Source organism: Edaphobacter sp., from assembly GCF_035763405.1.
GTDB lineage: Bacteria > Acidobacteriota > Terriglobia > Terriglobales > Acidobacteriaceae > Edaphobacter.
The window spans coordinates 1-17,224 of the sequence record NZ_DASUBE010000066.1; the positions used below are offsets into that span (position 1 = coordinate 1).

The window sequence follows — 17,224 nt, forward strand, 5'->3', positions numbered from 1 at the left end:
ATGCCCGCCACCGAACCCACCAAAGCTCCTAGCCGGAACGTCCTTGGCCAACCGCTTGCTACCTGTGGCTGCGGGCCTGCCAATCCAACGACGGGCTTCTACCGCGACAACTGCTGCAACACCGGCCCCGACGACCTCGGCGTACACACCATCTGCTGCATCGTGGACGCACCTTTTCTCGAAGCGTCCAAAGTGCTCGGCAACGATCTCTCCACCCCGCGTCCCGAGTTCGGCTTCGACGGCCTCAAGCCCGGCGACCGCTGGTGCGTCTGCGCGGCGCGCTGGCTCCAGGTGCATCAAGCTGGAGCGGCCTGCCCGGTCGTACTCGAAGCCACCCATGAAGCCACACTCCAGATCGTCCCCTTTGAGATCCTCATCCAGTACGCCGTCATCCCGGACATGCTCCATTAGGGCCCGGGCCCGGTCGAGCGCAATTAAATGAATCCCCGCCCTGTCTCGGGAAATCATTACCAGCCAAATGGTTACGCGGCTGCCCGGAGACATCTCCGTCATCATCTTTTCACATGGTGAACGCTGCGCAAGGACTACAATAGTCTCGTCCCAGGCCACACGGCAACGCCAATTGCGACACGATAGCGGTGGCGTATGCATCCGAGGTCCTTCGTACATGCATCGTTATCGGTATAGTATTGCAATTCTTCAGGAGCCAGTGAAATGACAATATCCTCTGTCTTCAAGCGCCTAGCCTTGCTGTTTGCGGCGATTCTCTTCGCCTTCACGCTGCCGGTTCTTGCTCAGACGTCGGGTACCGGCACCATCAGCGGCACCGTTACCGATACCACCGGCGCGGCCGTCCCCAACGCCCAGGTCCTCATCACCAACACCGACACCGGTGTCGTCCGCACAATCTCCAGCAACGGCGCGGGCGAGTACACCGCACCCTTCCTCCAGCCAGGACACTACGAAGTGCTCATCGGCGGCGGCGCTTTCAGCAAGACCGAGCGCAAGGGTCTGCTGCTCACCGTCGGCCAGGTGCTCAACATCGACGCCTCCCTTACCGCCGGTGCCGTTACCACGCAGGTTGAAGTCTCAAGCGAAGTACCCATCCTCGACACGGAGAAGACCGAGGTCTCGCAGACCATCGGCCAGCAGCTCATCAGCAACCTGCCGGTCAACAGCCGCAACTGGAGCGCCTTCGTCCTCAACACTCCCAACGTCGCACCTGACGGAGGCACGGGCCTGGTCAGCTTCCGCGGCATCTCCGGCCTCTACAACCAGAACTACGTAGACGGCGCAAACAACAATCAGATGCTCTTCTCCGAGGCTCGCGGACGCTCCTCGGGCGCGCCTTACGTCTACTCGCTCGACTCCATCAAGGAGTTCCAGGCCGAAACCTCCAACTACTCAGTCGAGTTCGGACAAGCCGCAGGCGGTCAGGTCAACGCCATCACCAAGTCTGGCACCAACGCCATCCACGGCGACCTCTTCTACTATCTGCGCTACCCGTCGTTGAACGCACTCGACCCGCTCACTAAGTGGAGCGCGCTGCACAACACGCCCAACCCGCAGGCCGCGGCCTTCCTGCTCACCCAGCCCATCCACCAGCAGCAGCAGTTCGGCGGCTCGGTCGGAGGCCCCATCATCAAAGACCGCCTCTTCTACTTCTTCACCTACGACGGCTTCCGCCGCGTGGGCAAGGCGCTCTACTACAACAACAATCCCATCACTCTGACGCCGACGCCCACCGACAAGAACGGAACGGTCATCTCACCCACGCAGTGCCCGAGCACCATTACCGCTGCGCAGTGTACCTCCGCCATCAACTTCATTTTGGCGAACGGCTATGGCGCGCCCACACGCTTCTCTAAAGAAGACATCTTCTTTCCGCGCCTCGACTGGCACATCAACGCGAAGAACGACATGTTCGTGAACTACAACTTCGCCAACTACGACTCCACCTACGGCTACAACGGATCGAACACCTTCAACGGCAGTTCTCCAACCACCAACGGCCCCACCCACTATCACGAGCGGTTCCTCGTGGGCGGATTCACCACTCAGATCTCTGCGATCTCCATCAATCAGGTCCATTTCCAGTATGGCCGTGACCTTGAGACCGCCGGAGCCAATGCAGCCGCTCCCAGCGTAGCCATTGGCACCTTCACCTACGGTATGCCGAATGCGCTGCCCCGCACTGCTGAGCCCGACGAGCACCGCACGCAGATCACGGACGTCTTCTCCACCACGCGCGGACACCACACCTTCAAGTTCGGCGGCGACGCCAACATCGTCCACGAGGTCATGATCAACCTCTTCCAGGGTGGTGGTATTTACTCCTACTCCGGAGCGACCAATGCGATCAACTTCGCCAACTGGGCTGCCGACAGCTTCGCCGGCCAGGCCGGCGATACCGACCCCGTCGCCGGCTATCACTTCACCAGCCTCGTCCAGACCACCGACATCCTCAACCCCGCCTCCAAGGCCGGCCTCGACGACTTCTGGATGAAGATGTTCGACGGCTTTGCCGAAGATGCCTGGAAGGTGCGTCCGAACGTCACCCTCACCGCCGGTGTGCGCTACGACATCCAGATCACGCCTCCGCCCATCAAGAACAATCCTAACTACCCGCCGCTTTCCACGCTCTACAGCAGCACCATCAAGAACACCAGCCGCGTGCAGCCGCGCATCGCCCTCGCGTGGTCGCCGCACAACGGCACAGTCGTGCGGGCGGGCTACGGTCTGTTCTCGGCGCTCAACCAGGGCTCGACCTACTATGCCATGCGCGTCGAGAACGGCGTCATTCAGGTGAACTACAACTTCACGGGCTGCGGCTCGAACACACTCACCTCCTCGACGCCCTGCAATCCCTCGGCTGTCGGTATTGTCTTTCCCAACGTTCCCTTTACGCCTCCCGGCCCGCCGCTCTCCTCGGCCGCCATACCGACGGGTGCAAATAAGCCGACCGTCACGAACTCCAGCGGCAAGGGATCGGTGAGCTTCCACGGCCTCGACCCCAACTTCGTACCGCCGCTGGCGCACGAAGCCGAACTCGGTGTTGAGCAGGCCCTGCCCGGCAAGATGTCGCTCTCGGTCGGCTACGTAGGCACTCGCGGCCTGCGCCTGCCTATCTTCGTCGATGCCAATCTGCGCGGCCAGACCCCGCATGGGAGCGCCACATACAACCTGCTCGACGCAAGCGGGAAGCTGGTCCGTCAATATACGGTGCCTGTCTATCTGATCAACGACCGTCGCATCCCCACGCTCCAGTCCTACAACACCGGCTTCTCGGTGGCCAACACCTGGTATCACTCGATGGCCGTCAGCCTCCGCCGCCCATTCGCAAACGGGCTCGAACTGCTCGCCAACTACACCTGGTCACATGCAACCGACACGGGACAGGTTGCCGGGTCCTTCGGCACCTTCTACGGTGGCGATACGCCGCTCGACCCCAACGATCCTCGCCGCGACTACGGTAACTCCGATAACGACATCCGCAATCGCTTCGTGATGAGCTTCGTCTATCAGCCGAAGATCATGCCGGACAACAAGTGGGTGAAGTTGGCTGTGGATGACTTCCTCTTCTCCGGCGGCTTCGTCGCGTCCGGCGGCCAGCCCATCTTCCTCAGCATGAGCGGCACGGTCTACAACGGCGGCTCCGGCAGCTACGGCTCAGGCGGCAATATCTATGGCGGCGCTATCAGTTCCAGCTCAGGCTTTGCTACCACAGGTCGCGCACCGCAGGTTGGCCGCAACAGCATCTACGCACCCGGCTTCAACGGTCTCGATATGCGCATCACGCGCGACATTCCCATCTACGAGAACCTCAAGCTTCAGCTCATCGGCGAAGCCTTCAACCTGCTCAACCGCCGCATCATCACCGGCGTCAACGGCACCTACGCGCAGTACAGTGCCGCGGCTCTTCCCTCAACGAAGACGCCGAATCCGGCGTGCAATCTCAATACCCAGACGCCGGGGCCATCCGGCGCTGCGTTGCAGGGCTGCATCCTTCCCTTCACGGCAACGGGGGCTTCCGCTTTCGGCGCTCCGTCGAGCACAGCCAATACGCTCTATGGCCCGCGACAGTTGCAGGTGTCGGCGAAGCTGTCCTTCTAACCATCTCCACCCAACACGAAGCGGCCCCGGATCATCTCCGAGGCCGCTTTCGTTTTACTGAAGAGTTTCTACAGCTTCGCGCCTTTGCCCTCTGTCAGGGTGACGATCTGGTCAACCTTGTCGAGCGTGAACTTTTCTTTTGAGCCGTCAGGCCAATGGATCTCGATGAGGTCGATCTTCGTGGCGTCGCCCAGGCCGAAGTGCAGGCGCGGGTCGTTGGTCGAAGCGTAGCTCCCCCCGGAGACGACATCTTCCCTCTGGCGCATCCCGTTCGCTGTCAGGTAGACCGTTGCGCCGATCGCGTCGCGCGGGCTCTTCGGTCCTCCCACGAGTTTCAATTCCACCCAGTGGTGCTTGTCGTTCGAGACATTGCGCAACAGCGCCGGATGGCCGTCGAGGACGTTGATGACGACATCGAGCCTGCCATCGTTGAAGAGGTCGCCAACGGCGAGACCGCGCCCTACGTAGGTTTTGGCGAGCCCCGTGCCTTCGACAGCGGGGACTTCGGCGAACTTCTTGCCATCGATGTTGCGGAACAACAGCGGACGCTGGGCGAACGTAGTTCCCCAGTTTGTCTTATCGACCTCTGGGTAGACGTGCCCGTTGGCGATGACGAGGTCCTTCCAGCCGTCGTTGTCGTAGTCAAGGAAGGCGTCGCCCCAGCCGAGAAAGGGAATCGTAGGTTCAGCGACTCCCATCTGGTAGCTGACGTCGGTGAAGTTGGCGTCGCCATCGTCGCGGTAGAGCGGGTTGTAGTCGTCGGAAAAGGTGGTGTTGTAGAAGTCCACCAGGCCGTTGTTGCGGTAGTCACCGTAGGCGATGCCCATCGACGCGGTCTCGCGGCCGTTCTCGTTCAGCGCGTAGCCGGAGGCGTAGCTGTCGTCCTCGAACGTGCCGTTGCCTTTGTTGATGTACAGATAGTTGGGCGTGGAGTCGTCGGCTACGAGCAGGTCGGGCTTGCCGTCGCCGTTGACATCGATGAACAGCGAAGCGAGTCCGTAGTAGAGGCTCTTGTCGCTGACTCCAGCCTTCTCGCTCACGTCGGTAAAGGTACCATCGCCGTTGTTATGGAACAGGTGGTCGGCCTCACCCTTCAAACCGCGAGGCCCACACATCACCTCCATGCCGCGAAACTGGCACAGCATCGTGCCCTGGCTGCTGGAGGCAGGCGGATGCGCCAGGTCGAAGTGAACGTAACCGGGGACGAAGAGATCAAGCCGCCCATCGCCATCGTAGTCGCCCCAGGTCGCCCCTGCGGACCAGTTGCCAAGCTGCACTCCTGCCTTCTCTGCCACGTCGGTGAAGGTGCCGTCATGGTTGTTGTGGTAGAGGCGGTTCTTGCCGAAGTTCGAGACAAAGATGTCAGGCCAGCCGTCGTTGTCGTAGTCCGCAATGGCGACACCCACGCCCCAGCGGTCATTGGTCACTCCTGCCTGCTCGGCCACGTCAGTGAAGGTGCCGTCGTGATTGTTGCGAAAGAGCGCGGCGTGGGGCGGAGTCGCCTTTCCCGTCAGCGCGTCCTCGGTCGAGCCGTTGACCAGGTAGATGTCCAGCCAGCCGTCGTTGTTGTAGTCAATCAGCCCCACGCCGGAGCCGTTCGTGTCGATGATGTACTTCTTTTGCGCCGTGCCCATCGTGTGCTTCCACGTGTACAGTCCAGCCTTCTGGGCGACGTCCTCAAAGACGATGGGGCCGGATTTGACGAAGCCTCCTGCGGTGATCGGCCTGTGTTCGGCATCAAGCACCGCCTGGTGCACGCCACCCGTGTTGACCCCGCCCATCTGCGGCGCCTGCGCACCGGCCATGCCGGGCAAGAGCGTCGAGCAGAGTGCAGCGACGGCCATCGAGCGAAGCGAAAAAAGACGATAGAGCGTGGGGCGGCAAGCGGGCATGAACAGGGTCCTTGCAAACAGTCGGGCTATGAACAGGTTTACCATGCAAGTGTCGGGCGCGCACGAGCGCCGGGAGAAGGAGCGGAAAGGGTGCCTGTGAGGTCTTCGATCAGGCCGCTGTCTGGCCTGCGGAAGGGCATGGTCTTCGATAGGCGAAAGACGTTGGTGCTGTTTTCACTGATGTGCCTGCTTACGGGACTCGCAGCGGGACAGGTGTTGCCGAATGTCCCCGCTGTTATGCAACCGGCATTCACTGATCCTGCTCTGGAGCGCGCACGGCAACTCGTCGAATCCGGAGAATTCCAGCGCGCCGAGGCTGATCTGCGCGCGTATCTCAGTAGCAACGAGCACTCAGCCAGCGGGCGCTTTCTGCTCGCGTACACGCTTATGCGCCTGGACCGGCCAAAGGACTCGCTGGGCGAGTACACGCTCGCGGCCAAACTGCGGACGCCCTCTGCTGAAGACCTTAAAAACGTGGCGCTCGACTATGTCCTGCTGAACGACTACGACGATGCGGACAACTGGATGCGCCGTTCACTCCAGATGAACAGCAAGGACCCCGATGCCTGGTATGGCCTCGGGCGCATCCGCTACACAAAGGGCCGGTTTCAGGATGCGGTGGAGTGCTTCCAAAAGGCGCTCGCGCTCGAACCACGCAGCGTCAAAGCCGAGAATAACCTGGGGCTCGCCTACGAGGGGCTGAACCGCACCGACGACGCCATTGCGGCCTATCGCAAGGCGCTCCAGTCCGAGCAGGATCTTGGCGAGCAGGCGAGCAAGCCTCCAGGCGAACAGCCCATGCTCAATCTGGCGATTGTCCTGATGCATCGCGGGCATTTCGATGAGGCACTCTTGCTGCTTACCAGGGCCGTGGCGATCGCGCCGCGCGACCCGAAGATCCGCGAGCAGTTGGGGCACCTCTACCTGCATCAGGGAAAGCTGAGCGACGCCACCCAGCAGTTTACTCAGGCGGTCACGCTCTCCCCTGACAACGCGGCGCTGCATTTCATGCTTGGCCAGGTCTATCGGCGGCAGGGTCAGGACGCCCGTGCGCGCGCGGAGTTTGCCCGTGCCGCCGCCCTCAACGGCTCCCATTCAACCCCAGACAGGAATTAGATTGGCCTCAAGTTGAGGATGCCAACTGGCAGTGGTCTTCGCTTGCGGCCGACGGTCGTCTTGCTTGCTGCGCGGTGCTCGCGTGCAAAAAAATCTCAGAAATCTGGCGGTTGAGTTTTCTCGCCTCGGTAAAATAGAAATAGGGGAAAAGAGTGCCTCACTAACCTTCTTCGGAAGGCTTCCATTTTATGGATGGACCCCAATGTCGAGGTCCGGACCTAACCCCTTTGTTCGAAGGACTTTAGGACTTAAATAGGGGGAGGGGGGTCTCACCCGGAGCCTATGTTGCTAGCCGGACTCTCGTCGCTCGTGCTCCTCGCGGCTGCCTTGCCTCAGGCGGCCGCAGTCCCTCCGCCCGATGCAGCCGTCATCGCTGCCGAGAGACAGGCACTCGACGCCCGCAAGGCCGGCAACAACGACGGAGCCCTGGACATTTTGCTGGACGCTCAAAAATCTTCCCCTGACAATCCTCGCCTTCTCTACGACCTCGGCATCCTCGAAGACCAGATGCATCTGTACCAGGATGCCGACGAGACCCTCGCCCGCCTGCAAAAAATCGACCCGGAGAACCCGAGCGTCAGCTACGCCGTCGCCCGCGTGAAGCTCGATCTCGGACGACTCGGACCGGCCGCAGAGAACATGGAAGCCTACCTGAAAGCCCGCCCCAACGATGCCTCCGCCCACTACGGACTCGGGCGCATCTACCAGCAGGGGTTGCAGATGGACAAGGCGAAAGCAGAGTTTGAGCGGTCGATTACCCTCGAACCTGTACAAACCGAAGCCTATTACCAGCTCGGAGATATCCAGCTTGAGCATCAAGACTATAAGGATGCCGTTGCTAACTTCAGCAAGACGCTTGAACGGAACCCGAAGCACGGAGGCGCGCTGGCCGGGACCGGGACCGCATACTTCAGGCAAAAACAATATGACAAGGCTGAGGAGTTCTTGGAGCGAGCGACCGCTGCGGCTCCGGAGTATCAGCCCGGACATTACTACCTCGGGCTGACGCTGGCGAGGCTGGGAAAGACAGAGGAGTCGCGCCACGAACTGGCGATTGCGACAAAGCTGGCCGATGCTGACAACAAGGCTGCATCGAACCATCTCCGATTGAAAACTCCAGACGGCAGCCGGTGACGGTCAGGACTTGCGTTTGCCCAGGTGCGCCATGGTGCCGCGGGGAAACCCCGTGGATTCCCGAACGATGAGGTCAGTGGGAATATTGTATTCGCGCTTAGGCGCGGAGTCCCCGCTATGTTCCACATGGGCTCGGAGCGCGGAGAAGGCGGAGCGCGCCAGTTCGTAGCGCGACATCTGGATGGTCGTCAGCGGAGGGATGGTGACTTCGGCGATGTGGATGTCGTCGAAGCCGATGACGGAGAGATCGTCGGGGACGCGGAGCCCCGCGCGGTAGAGTTTATGCAGCACGCCGATGGCAGTCATGTCGTTTGAGCACATCACTGCGGTTGGCATAGCTTTGGCGGCAAGAACCTGCTCCATGGCAGCGATGCCGCCTTCGAGTGTGTGGTCCCCTTCGACAATCCACGCCGGATTCGGAGCGATGCCGCATTCCTTGAGCGATTTGGAAAACGCCATGGCGCGCGAGTGTGCCGAGTGCAACTTTGCCGGACCGCTAATGAAGGCGATGCTTCTGTGCCCGAGCGCGGCCAGGTGCTGCACTCCCTGGCGGATGCCGTGGTGGTAGTCCACCTTGAGCAGGCTGATGCCCGGGCGCTCTGGGGCGACGTCGATGAAGACGAGCGGCATTTTGCGTTTGGCGAGCTGATCGAGCAGCGGCTCCTCGATGCCGAAGGTCATGACAGCGACGCCCTCGACCTTGCGCTCGATCATGCGGCGGATGCAGTGCGTCATACGCTTGGGATCGTTGTTGGTGGAACTGACGAGGATCTCGTAACCGTTTTCGACAGCGATGTCCTCAAAGCCCTGGATCAACTCGGGGAAAAATGGGTTAGTGATCTCCGAGACGATGAGGCCGAAGAGCCGGCTGCGGCCGGAGACAAGAGCGCGGGCCTGCGTGTTGGGAAAGTAGTCGAGTTCATCGATGACTTCCCAGACCCGCTTTGCGAGCTTGGGGTTTACTGTGGAGACGTGGTTGATAGTACGCGAGACCGTCGCGATGGAGACGTTGGCCGCCTTGGCGATGGTGCGAATGTCCATACGCTCGGGTTTGTCGAGCCTGCGTCTTTTTTGCCTGGTTCCTTTAGAAGTCATGCCGATGGTTTCCGGGAATGCGTTCAGAAGATAGCTTACACGCGCTGGGGGAGACGGGAGGGAGGAAGGGGCAGGGAAATAGGAGGGTTTGAGTAAATGTTTCCTTGCGAAGTTTTCATCGATGAGCAATCGGCTGTCCAATACAGAAAATGTATCGCTTGACAATCAATGTTCAGGGCGGGAGTATGTATGCTGTCATTTGGGGTAACGTTTTCTAACCGGTACGGAACCGCTGGATATTACCGTACGGGCGACGCTCAACACGGCGAAGCTCGCGGTGTGGGCGCACGGGAGATTACATGGTGGAGGCGAAGGTCACGATTAATCTGCCAACGAGCGGAAGTGGGTTCGACTACGCGCAGGCGGGCCTGCTGATCTACGGCGACGATAGCAATTCTCTGCGGCGGCCGTCTCAGGGCAAGAGGTGGCGTGGCTGCGGATTGTTAAGCGCACCGTGGATGGCAAGGAACTGTATACGGGCTACTCAAGCAACGACGATACGACCTGGTTGTGTGGAGGAACGTGGACGCATAGCCTGGGCAGCGGCGCGAAGTTCGCGCTCTACGCGGGCAAGCGCTCAGGCTATACTGCAACCTTCAACTATGTACATGTTTCGACGTTGCAGTGATCGCGGGTCATTGCAGCCAGTATGAATATTGCGCGAACATGCTGCTTTAGAGGCGCATCGTGCTGAATGGAGAGTGATTGTGGACCGTAGAAGATTCTTGAAGACCTCGTCGCTGGCTGGAGCGGTATTCGCATTTGGAGCGCAGCAGGGGTGGAGCGCAACGGCGGACTCGCATCTCGAGATTCTGCTGGAGGAAAGCGTCGGAACCATCGCGCCGGAGATATATGGGCAGTTTACCGAGCATCTGGGTGGTGTGATCTATGACGGTATCTGGGTAGGTGAGGGATCGCCGATTCCCAATGTTCACGGTATTCGCAAAGAGATCGTCGACCGGCTGAGGCAGATTCGCGTTCCGGTAGTGCGGTGGCCCGGCGGATGCTTCGCCGATAGCTATGACTGGCGGGACGGGATTGGCCCAGGGAAAGACCGGCCGACGCGCACGAACTTCTGGGCGGGCGATCCGGATGCGCAACGGTTGAAGGGTAACGCAGTGCAGAAGTACGAGACCAATGCGTTCGGCACCGACGAGTTTCTGCGCTTCTGCAAGCTGAGCGGGGCCGAGCCGTATCTCGCGAGCAATCTTCGCAGCCTGCCGGCGATGGCGTTTGCGCGCTGGGTTGAGTACTGTAACTCTCCTGCCGGATCGACCACGCTGGCAAAGCAACGGGCGGCGAATGGCTCTGTGGAACCGTATGATGTGAAGTTCTGGGGCGTGGGGAACGAGAGCTGGGGTTGCGGCGGCAATTTTGAACCCGGAGAGTATGCAGAAGAGTTCAGGCGTTTTACGACGTGGGTGCCGGGCTATGGAGTGCCGCTCTATTTCGTCGGCTCGGGTTCGAACGGCAACGATCTGGAATGGACAAACGGGTTCTTCGAGGCACTACGCAAGAAGAACTATATGCCGCGCGAGCTGCGAGGATGGAGCGTCCACTACTATACGTGGAACATGAGCGAGGGAAAGACGAACGACTGGGTTGCAGCGAAGGGCGATGCGCTCAACTTCGACGATGAGGGATGGTACGAGTTGTTCCTACAAGGACTGAAGATGGAGGAGATCGTTGAGGCGCAGTGGGGCTTGCTGGGAGAGTTTGATCCTGCGCGCAACATTCGGCTGGTGGTCGATGAGTATGGTGCGTGGTATAAGCCTGGAACCCAGCTCGATCCTACGCATTTGCTGGGTCAGCAGGTCACGCTGCGTGATGCTCTGCTGACGGCGATGACGCTCGACATCTTCAACCGTCATGCAGAGAAGGTTGGAATGGCCGCGTGCGCGCAACTGGTGAACTGCCTGAACGCGCTGTTCTTCTCGCACGGGGATAAGTTCATTACGACGCCTGTATTTCATGTTTTTGATATGTATGCGGCACATCAGGGAGCGCAGTCTTTGCGGCTGAATGTTTCTGCTCCGCAGGTCAGTTATCAAAGGATGGGTAAATCCGCGTCGCTGTCCGGACTGCTTGGATCTGCCTCGATCAGCGGCAAGACGGTGACGCTGACGGTGACGAATCCAGACGTGAAGGAATCACGGCTGACGGAGATTGCGCTGCGCGGAGAGGGAGGCGTTGCGTCAGCCGAGGCCGTTGTGCTGACGAACGCAGATATTCACGCGCACAACACATTCGAGCAGCCGAATGTAGTTCAGACGACAAAGCATTCGGTTGAAGTGAAGGGCGGTGCGGTTGTCTTTACATTTCCGCCTGCGTCGGTAAGCAAGGTTACGATTCATCTGGGGTAGTGACCGTCTGCGCGTGCGGAGAAGAGGCGTGGCCGTTGCGACCGCGCCTCTTCTTTCTATTGTTGATGTGCGTTTATTTCTCCAGACCTGCGTGCGGCCATCCTCTGCGGATGGTGGATTGAAAGTCAGGCACGAGCTGAGGCTGCGATTTTGCGCAGATCGGGGAGAATATCGCCGAGCGGGATGGCTTGGGCAGACGACTGGCCGAGCGCGAAGTAGGCTTTGCGGTAGAGGGGGAAGAGCTGATTGTAAACCGCGACTGCCTTGGGCTCTGGGGTGTAGGTGCGGTAGGGCAGACAGATGTTCTTCTGCGCCTCTTCGATGGTCTTGAAGTCCCCGGCGGCGAGTAACGCGAAGATGCCTGAGCCTAGGCTGGTGGGCGTTCCATCGGGCACGAGCACAGGCTTGTTGAACACGTTGGCGTAAATCTGATTGAGCACGGAATTGTTTTGAGGGATACCGCCTGCGTTGATGACGCGTTCGACCGGAACACCGTGTTCGGCCATGCGATCGAGGATGATGCGTGTGTGGAATGCCGTGCCTTCGATGGCGCTGAAGAGTTCATCCTGTGCGGTGTGCAGCAGGTTCCAGCCGAAGGTGACTCCACCGAGTTCGGGATTGACGAGGACGGTGCGGTCGCCGTTGTCCCAGGTGAGGCGAAGCAGGCCGGTCTGGCCCGCGCGATAGGCTTCGAGACCACGGGCCAACTCGCTGACCTTGACTCCGGCACGACGCGCGATGGCCTCGAAGATGTCGCCGGTGGCGGAGAGGCCGGCTTCGATTCCTGTATAGCCCGGATGCACGCTGCCAGGGACGACACCGCAGACGCCGGGGACAAGCTCGGGTTTCCTGGCCATGGCGATGATGCAGGTGGAGGTGCCGACGACGTTGACGACATCACCTGCACGGCAGCCTGCGCCGATGGCGTCCCAGTGCGCGTCGAACGCGCCGACTGGGATGGGGATGCCAGGCCGGAGGCCCATTTGTGCGGCCCATCTCTCGGTGAGCTGGCCGGAGACGGAGTCGGAGGCAAGATATTCGCCGCCGAGTTTTTCGCGGATGCCGTCGAAGAGCGGGTCTACCTTGGATAGAAAGGACTGCGGCGGAAGGCCTCCCCATTTGGGGTTCCACATCCACTTGTGCCCCATGGCGCAGATACTGCGCTTTACTTTTGCCGGATCGGTGACGCCGGTGAGCGTGGCGGCGACCATATCGCAATGTTCGAGTGCGGTGGCGAAGCGTTCGCGTTTCTGCGGGTTGTGACGCAGCCAGTGCAGTAGTTTGGCAAAGCCCCATTCGTGCGAGTACACGTTGCCGCACCAGTGGATGGCTTCGAGGTCTTCGGCGAGGGCAAGCTCGGTAATCTGGCGAGCCTCTTGATGAGCGCGATGGTCACACCAGAGGTAGTAGTCGTCGAGCGGCTGTAATTGCGTATCGACTGGAATGACGCTGGAGCCGGTGGTGTCGAGAGCAATGGCTGCGACGTCTTCGCCGCGGACGTTGCTTTCGGCAAGTACCTGATGGGTGGCTCGAATGAGCGCCTGCATCTGGTCGGCGTGAGACTGCGTGGCGTAGTCGGGATCTTCGCGACGACGCGCGAGAGGATATTCGGCCGATGCCGTTCCCAGACGGCCTTTCTCGCCGGAGAGCAGGGTTACGCGGACGCTGAGTGTTCCAAAGTCGACTCCGGCGACGATTGCCAAGGCTGCTCCTTAAGTGTGTAAAGGGATGTTGAAGAAATCGTTTTCTCGGGTTATTTCTATCGGTTTTGTAGGCTGATTGTCAATGATGGATAGCTTTTGGGTCAGTATGCAACGTATGTGGGTGGCGAGAATGTGGTTATACCAGTGCGATATATTTACTTAGTTCGCAATGCGACAGAAATCCAGAAGAGAGGCACAGGAATGCAGAGAATGGATCCCGCGGAGATGGCGAAGAAGATAGGCGAGGGCCTGCTCTCCTTTCCGGTTACGCACTTTGCAAGTGACTATGCATTTGACGAAGATTCTTACCGACGACATATTGCATGGTTGCTGGAACACAATCCTGCCGGACTCTTTGCAGCCGGCGGCACGGGCGAGTTCTTCTCGCTGACACTGGCGGAGTTTTCCGAGGTTGTGAGCGCGGCGGTGCGTGAGACGGCTGGGCGCGTGCCCGTGCTTGCCGGGTGCGGCTACGGCACGGCAATGGCGAAGGAGTTCGCCAAAGCGGCTGAAGACGCGGGGGCAGATGGCTTGCTGCTGATGCCTCCGTATCTGGTGAACGCCAGTGCAGATGGCCTTGCGGCCCATGCTGAGGCAGTCTGCGCCTCGACGCAGCTGGGCGTCATCTTTTATAACCGCGACAACGCCGTGATGGACGATACGACACTGGCAAAGCTTTGCGAGCGATGTCCAAATCTCGTTGGCTTCAAAGACGGACACGGCGACATTGAGTTAATGACCCGCATTTACGCAAGGTTGGGCGACCGCTTAACCTATATAGGAGGGCTGCCGACGGCGGAGACTTTTGCACTCCCTTATCTGGAGATGGGAGTTACGACATACTCCTCAGCTATCTTCAACTTCGTTCCAAACTTTGCGCAGAAGTTTTATCAGGCAGTGAGGCGGCGTGACCACGCCAAGGTGTATGCAGGTCTGCGCGAATTTGTGCTGCCGTACATTGCGATCCGCAACCGTGGGAAGGGCTACGCGGTATCTATCGTTAAGGCCGGGCTGACAGCGGTTGGTCGTCCAGCGGGTCCTGTGCGTTCGCCGCTGGTCGATTTGAATCAGCAGGAGCTTGCCGAGTTGAAGAAACTGATCGGAGACTGCTCCTGACAGGCCCACAGAGCGGCGCATCAATGAAGCCGACGCGGGTGCGGTACCTGATCGTCCTGATGCTGTTTGCAGCGAGTGCATTCAGTTATGGCGACCGTGTGGCGCTCTCGATTGCGGGCGTCTCGATCTCGCGCGACCTGCACCTGAATGCGCTGAAGCTGGGCTATCTGTTCTCCGGATTCAGTTGGGCTTACGTTGCCGGACAACTGCCTGCGGGCGGTCTGCTGGACCGGTATGGATCGAAGCGGGTCTACGGGATAAGTATCGTCTGCTGGTCGCTGCTGGCGCTTCTTGTGGGCTTCGCCGGGTACTTTCCGGCGGCGATTGCGTTCACGGTGATCTTCTTGTTGCGGCTGCTGTCCGGGTTTGCGCAATCGCCGGTGTTCCCCGGCAATGGGCGCATCGTTGCGAGCTGGTTTCCGGCGGCGGAGCGTGGAACGGCATCGGCGATCTTTAATGCTTCGCAGTACTTCGCGCTCGTCCTCTTTGCGCCGATTATGGGATGGATTGCGCACATCAGCGGCTGGAAGGAGTGCTTTTGGTTTCTGGGCGTGCTTGGCTTCGTCCTGGCGTTTTTCTGGACGAAGGTCATTCATGGAGTAAAGAGCCATCCTCGTATCAATCAGTCGGAGATCGATCACATTGAGCAGGGTGGCGGGTTAACCAACATTGACCTCAAAGAAGGGGCAGCGCAGAAGGGGCCCGCAAACCAGCTCACGTGGTCTGCGATCCGAATGCTGCTGGGCAACCGGATGTTGGTTGGAATCTATCTGGGTCAGTATTGCATTACAACGCTGACGTGGTTTTTCTTGACATGGTTTCCGGTGTATCTAAGCCAGGCGCGGCACATGTCGATCGTTAAGGTAGGGATTATGGCTGCGCTGCCTGCGCTATGCGGATCGGTTGGCGGAATTTTGGGTGGCGTGGCTTCAGACAGGCTGCTGCACGCGGGGCACTCGCTAACGTTTGCGCGCAAGCTGCCGATTGTCGCCGGGATGTTGCTTGCGGTGACGATGATCGGTTGCAACTACACCAACTCGCAATGGCTTGTGATGCTGTTGCTCTCTTTCGCCTTCTTCGGCAAAGGTTTCGGCGCGCTGGGTTGGACGGTGATTGCCGACACATCGCCGAAGACACTGATTGGCATCAACGGCGGGCTATTCAATTTGATTGGAAATCTGGCCGGCATCACCACGCCTATTGTCATTGGATATATCGTGAAGCAAACCGGTTCCTTCAACGGCGCGCTCGTCTTTGTTGTGGCGACGGCGTTGATGGCAATTGTCGCCTATCTGCCGATTGTGGGCGAGATTAAGCGCGTTGATTTGAGGCTGCCTAAACCTGAAGGGGAGGCTGCATGATAGAGCAGGCCGCAATCCGGAGTTCCTCCTACAGCTCGCCACAGATCAGGACGATGCACGTGGTGCCGGTTGCGGGCCACGACAGCATGTTGTTGAACCTGAGCGGTGCACACGCGCCCTTTTTTACGCGGAACCTGGTCATTGTGAGTGATAGTGCAGGACACACAGGAGTGGGCGAGGTGCCGGGCGGCGAGAAGATTCGTCAGGTGCTTGAAGAGTCGCGATCTTTGGTGGAGGGTAAGCAGATTGCATCGTACCAGCGCATTCTGAACGAGGTGCGAAGGCGCTTTGCGGACCGAGATGCTGCCGGAAGGGGTGTGCAGACATTCGATCTGCGGACTACTGTTCATGCAGTGACGGCGATTGAGTGCGCACTGCTTGATTTGCTTGGACAATATCTGGGTGTGCCGGTTGCAGAGTTGCTGGGAGAGGGGCAACAGCGAAGCTGCGTGGACGTTCTCGGCTATCTCTTCTTTATCGGCGACAGAAAGAAGACTGGCCTTCCTTATAAGAGCGATGAGCGTGCGAGTGATAATTGGTTACGGCTGCGGCACGAAGAGGCATTGTCGAGTGATGCGGTTCTTCGCCTGGCCGAAGCCGCACATGAGAGATATGGCTTTCGGGACTTCAAATTGAAAGGTGGCGTATTTTCCGGCGCCCAGGAGATGGAAACCGCGTCTGCGCTCGCTGAGAGGTTTTCTGATGCCCGCATCACACTTGATCCAAACGGAGCGTGGTCTCTCGCGGAGGCGGTTGCTCTGTGCAGAGGAAAGGGGAACGTGTTGGCCTACGCGGAAGATCCTTGTGGTGCAGAACATGGCTTCTCAGGCAGAGAGACGTTGGCGGAGTTTCGTCGAGCCACTGGTCTGCCTACTGCGACGAATATGATTGCGACCGATTGGCGAGAAATGAGATACGCGGTGGAAGAGAAGGCGGTGGATATTCCCCTGGCTGATCCGCACTTCTGGACAATGCAGGGATCGGTGCGCGTGGCGCAGTTTTGCCGCGAGTGGGGAATGACGTGGGGATCGCACTCGAACAATCACCTTGATGTCTCGCTGGCCATGTTCACGCATGTAGCGGCAGCAGCGCCGGGCAATGTAACCGCGATCGACACACACTGGATATGGCAAGATGGACAGCGACTGACGGCGGAGCCACTGAAGATTGTGGCAGGCAAGCTGACTGTGCCGGATCGTCCCGGGTTGGGCATCGTACTGGACATGGAGCGGGTAGAAGCTGCGCATCGTCTCTATCAACAGGCAGGAGCTGGCGGGCGTGACGACGCTGTGGCGATGCAATATCTGCGTCCCGGATGGAAGTTCAATCCTAAACGGCCTTGTCTCACCTGAAGGCGCGCGATGTGAAGG

Annotated in this window: 12 protein-coding genes; 9 read left to right on the forward strand and 3 right to left on the reverse strand. The window is 59.6% G+C overall.

From position 1 onward, the window contains the following. Both VFU66_RS06420 and VFU66_RS06425 read left to right on the forward strand, forming a co-directional pair. Window positions 1-411 (forward strand): DUF2237 family protein (locus VFU66_RS06420; protein WP_326445414.1); only part of this gene is annotated, 411 nt, incomplete at its 5' end. A 264-nt stretch (window positions 412-675) separates the two neighbouring features. Further along, window positions 676-4,074 carry a TonB-dependent receptor gene (locus tag VFU66_RS06425; RefSeq protein WP_326445415.1) on the forward strand — a complete coding sequence of 1,133 codons (3,399 nt, stop codon included), beginning with the start codon at window positions 676-678 and terminating at the stop codon, window positions 4,072-4,074. Window positions 4,075-4,142: 68 nt separating this feature from the next. Here the strand turns inward: VFU66_RS06425 and VFU66_RS06430 are convergent, their stop codons facing one another. Continuing rightward, window positions 4,143-5,966 (reverse strand): CRTAC1 family protein, encoded by a 1,824-nt coding sequence (locus VFU66_RS06430; protein ID WP_414649384.1) that lies wholly within the window; start codon window positions 5,964-5,966, stop codon window positions 4,143-4,145. 96 nt (window positions 5,967-6,062) lie between these two features. On the opposite strand from VFU66_RS06430, the gene VFU66_RS06435 reads away from it, so the two are divergent. Next, entirely contained in the window at window positions 6,063-7,082 is a 1,020-nt protein-coding gene (locus VFU66_RS06435) for a tetratricopeptide repeat protein (RefSeq protein ID WP_326445416.1), read from the forward strand. 282 nt (window positions 7,083-7,364) lie between these two features. Next, complete coding sequence (locus VFU66_RS06440; RefSeq protein ID WP_326445417.1) at window positions 7,365-8,216, forward strand: tetratricopeptide repeat protein; 852 nt, start codon at window positions 7,365-7,367, stop codon at window positions 8,214-8,216. A 3-nt stretch (window positions 8,217-8,219) separates the two neighbouring features. Here VFU66_RS06440 and VFU66_RS06445 read toward each other — a convergent pair whose 3' ends face one another. Beyond that, window positions 8,220-9,311, reverse strand: a complete 1,092-nt coding sequence (locus VFU66_RS06445; protein WP_326445418.1) for a LacI family DNA-binding transcriptional regulator — start codon at window positions 9,309-9,311, stop codon at window positions 8,220-8,222. Window positions 9,312-9,735: 424 nt separating this feature from the next. Between VFU66_RS06445 and VFU66_RS06450 the strand changes: the two genes are divergently transcribed. Further along, on the forward strand, window positions 9,736-9,939 hold the full coding sequence (locus tag VFU66_RS06450; protein WP_326445419.1) for a hypothetical protein: 204 nt from the start codon (window positions 9,736-9,738) through the stop codon (window positions 9,937-9,939). A gap of 79 nt (window positions 9,940-10,018) precedes the next feature. Further along, window positions 10,019-11,674, forward strand: coding sequence for an alpha-N-arabinofuranosidase (locus VFU66_RS06455; RefSeq protein ID WP_326445420.1), 1,656 nt, complete (start codon window positions 10,019-10,021; stop codon window positions 11,672-11,674). A 125-nt stretch (window positions 11,675-11,799) separates the two neighbouring features. Here the strand turns inward: VFU66_RS06455 and VFU66_RS06460 are convergent, their stop codons facing one another. After that, window positions 11,800-13,377 (reverse strand): ribulokinase, encoded by a 1,578-nt coding sequence (locus tag VFU66_RS06460; protein ID WP_326445421.1) that lies wholly within the window; start codon window positions 13,375-13,377, stop codon window positions 11,800-11,802. A gap of 225 nt (window positions 13,378-13,602) precedes the next feature. On the opposite strand from VFU66_RS06460, the gene kdgD reads away from it, so the two are divergent. From kdgD to VFU66_RS06475, 3 genes are read left to right on the forward strand one after another with little or no spacing between them, the layout of a single operon-like run. Then, window positions 13,603-14,493, forward strand: coding sequence for a 5-dehydro-4-deoxyglucarate dehydratase (gene kdgD, locus VFU66_RS06465; protein WP_326445422.1), 891 nt, complete (start codon window positions 13,603-13,605; stop codon window positions 14,491-14,493). A 23-nt stretch (window positions 14,494-14,516) separates the two neighbouring features. Then, a complete protein-coding gene (locus tag VFU66_RS06470; RefSeq protein WP_326445423.1) occupies window positions 14,517-15,854 on the forward strand; it encodes an MFS transporter in 1,338 nt (445 codons plus the stop codon). After that, window positions 15,851-17,206, forward strand: a complete 1,356-nt coding sequence (locus VFU66_RS06475; protein WP_326445424.1) for an enolase C-terminal domain-like protein — start codon at window positions 15,851-15,853, stop codon at window positions 17,204-17,206. The genes VFU66_RS06470 and VFU66_RS06475 overlap by 4 nt, the downstream gene beginning before the upstream one ends. The last annotated feature ends 18 nt before the right edge of the window (window positions 17,207-17,224 follow it).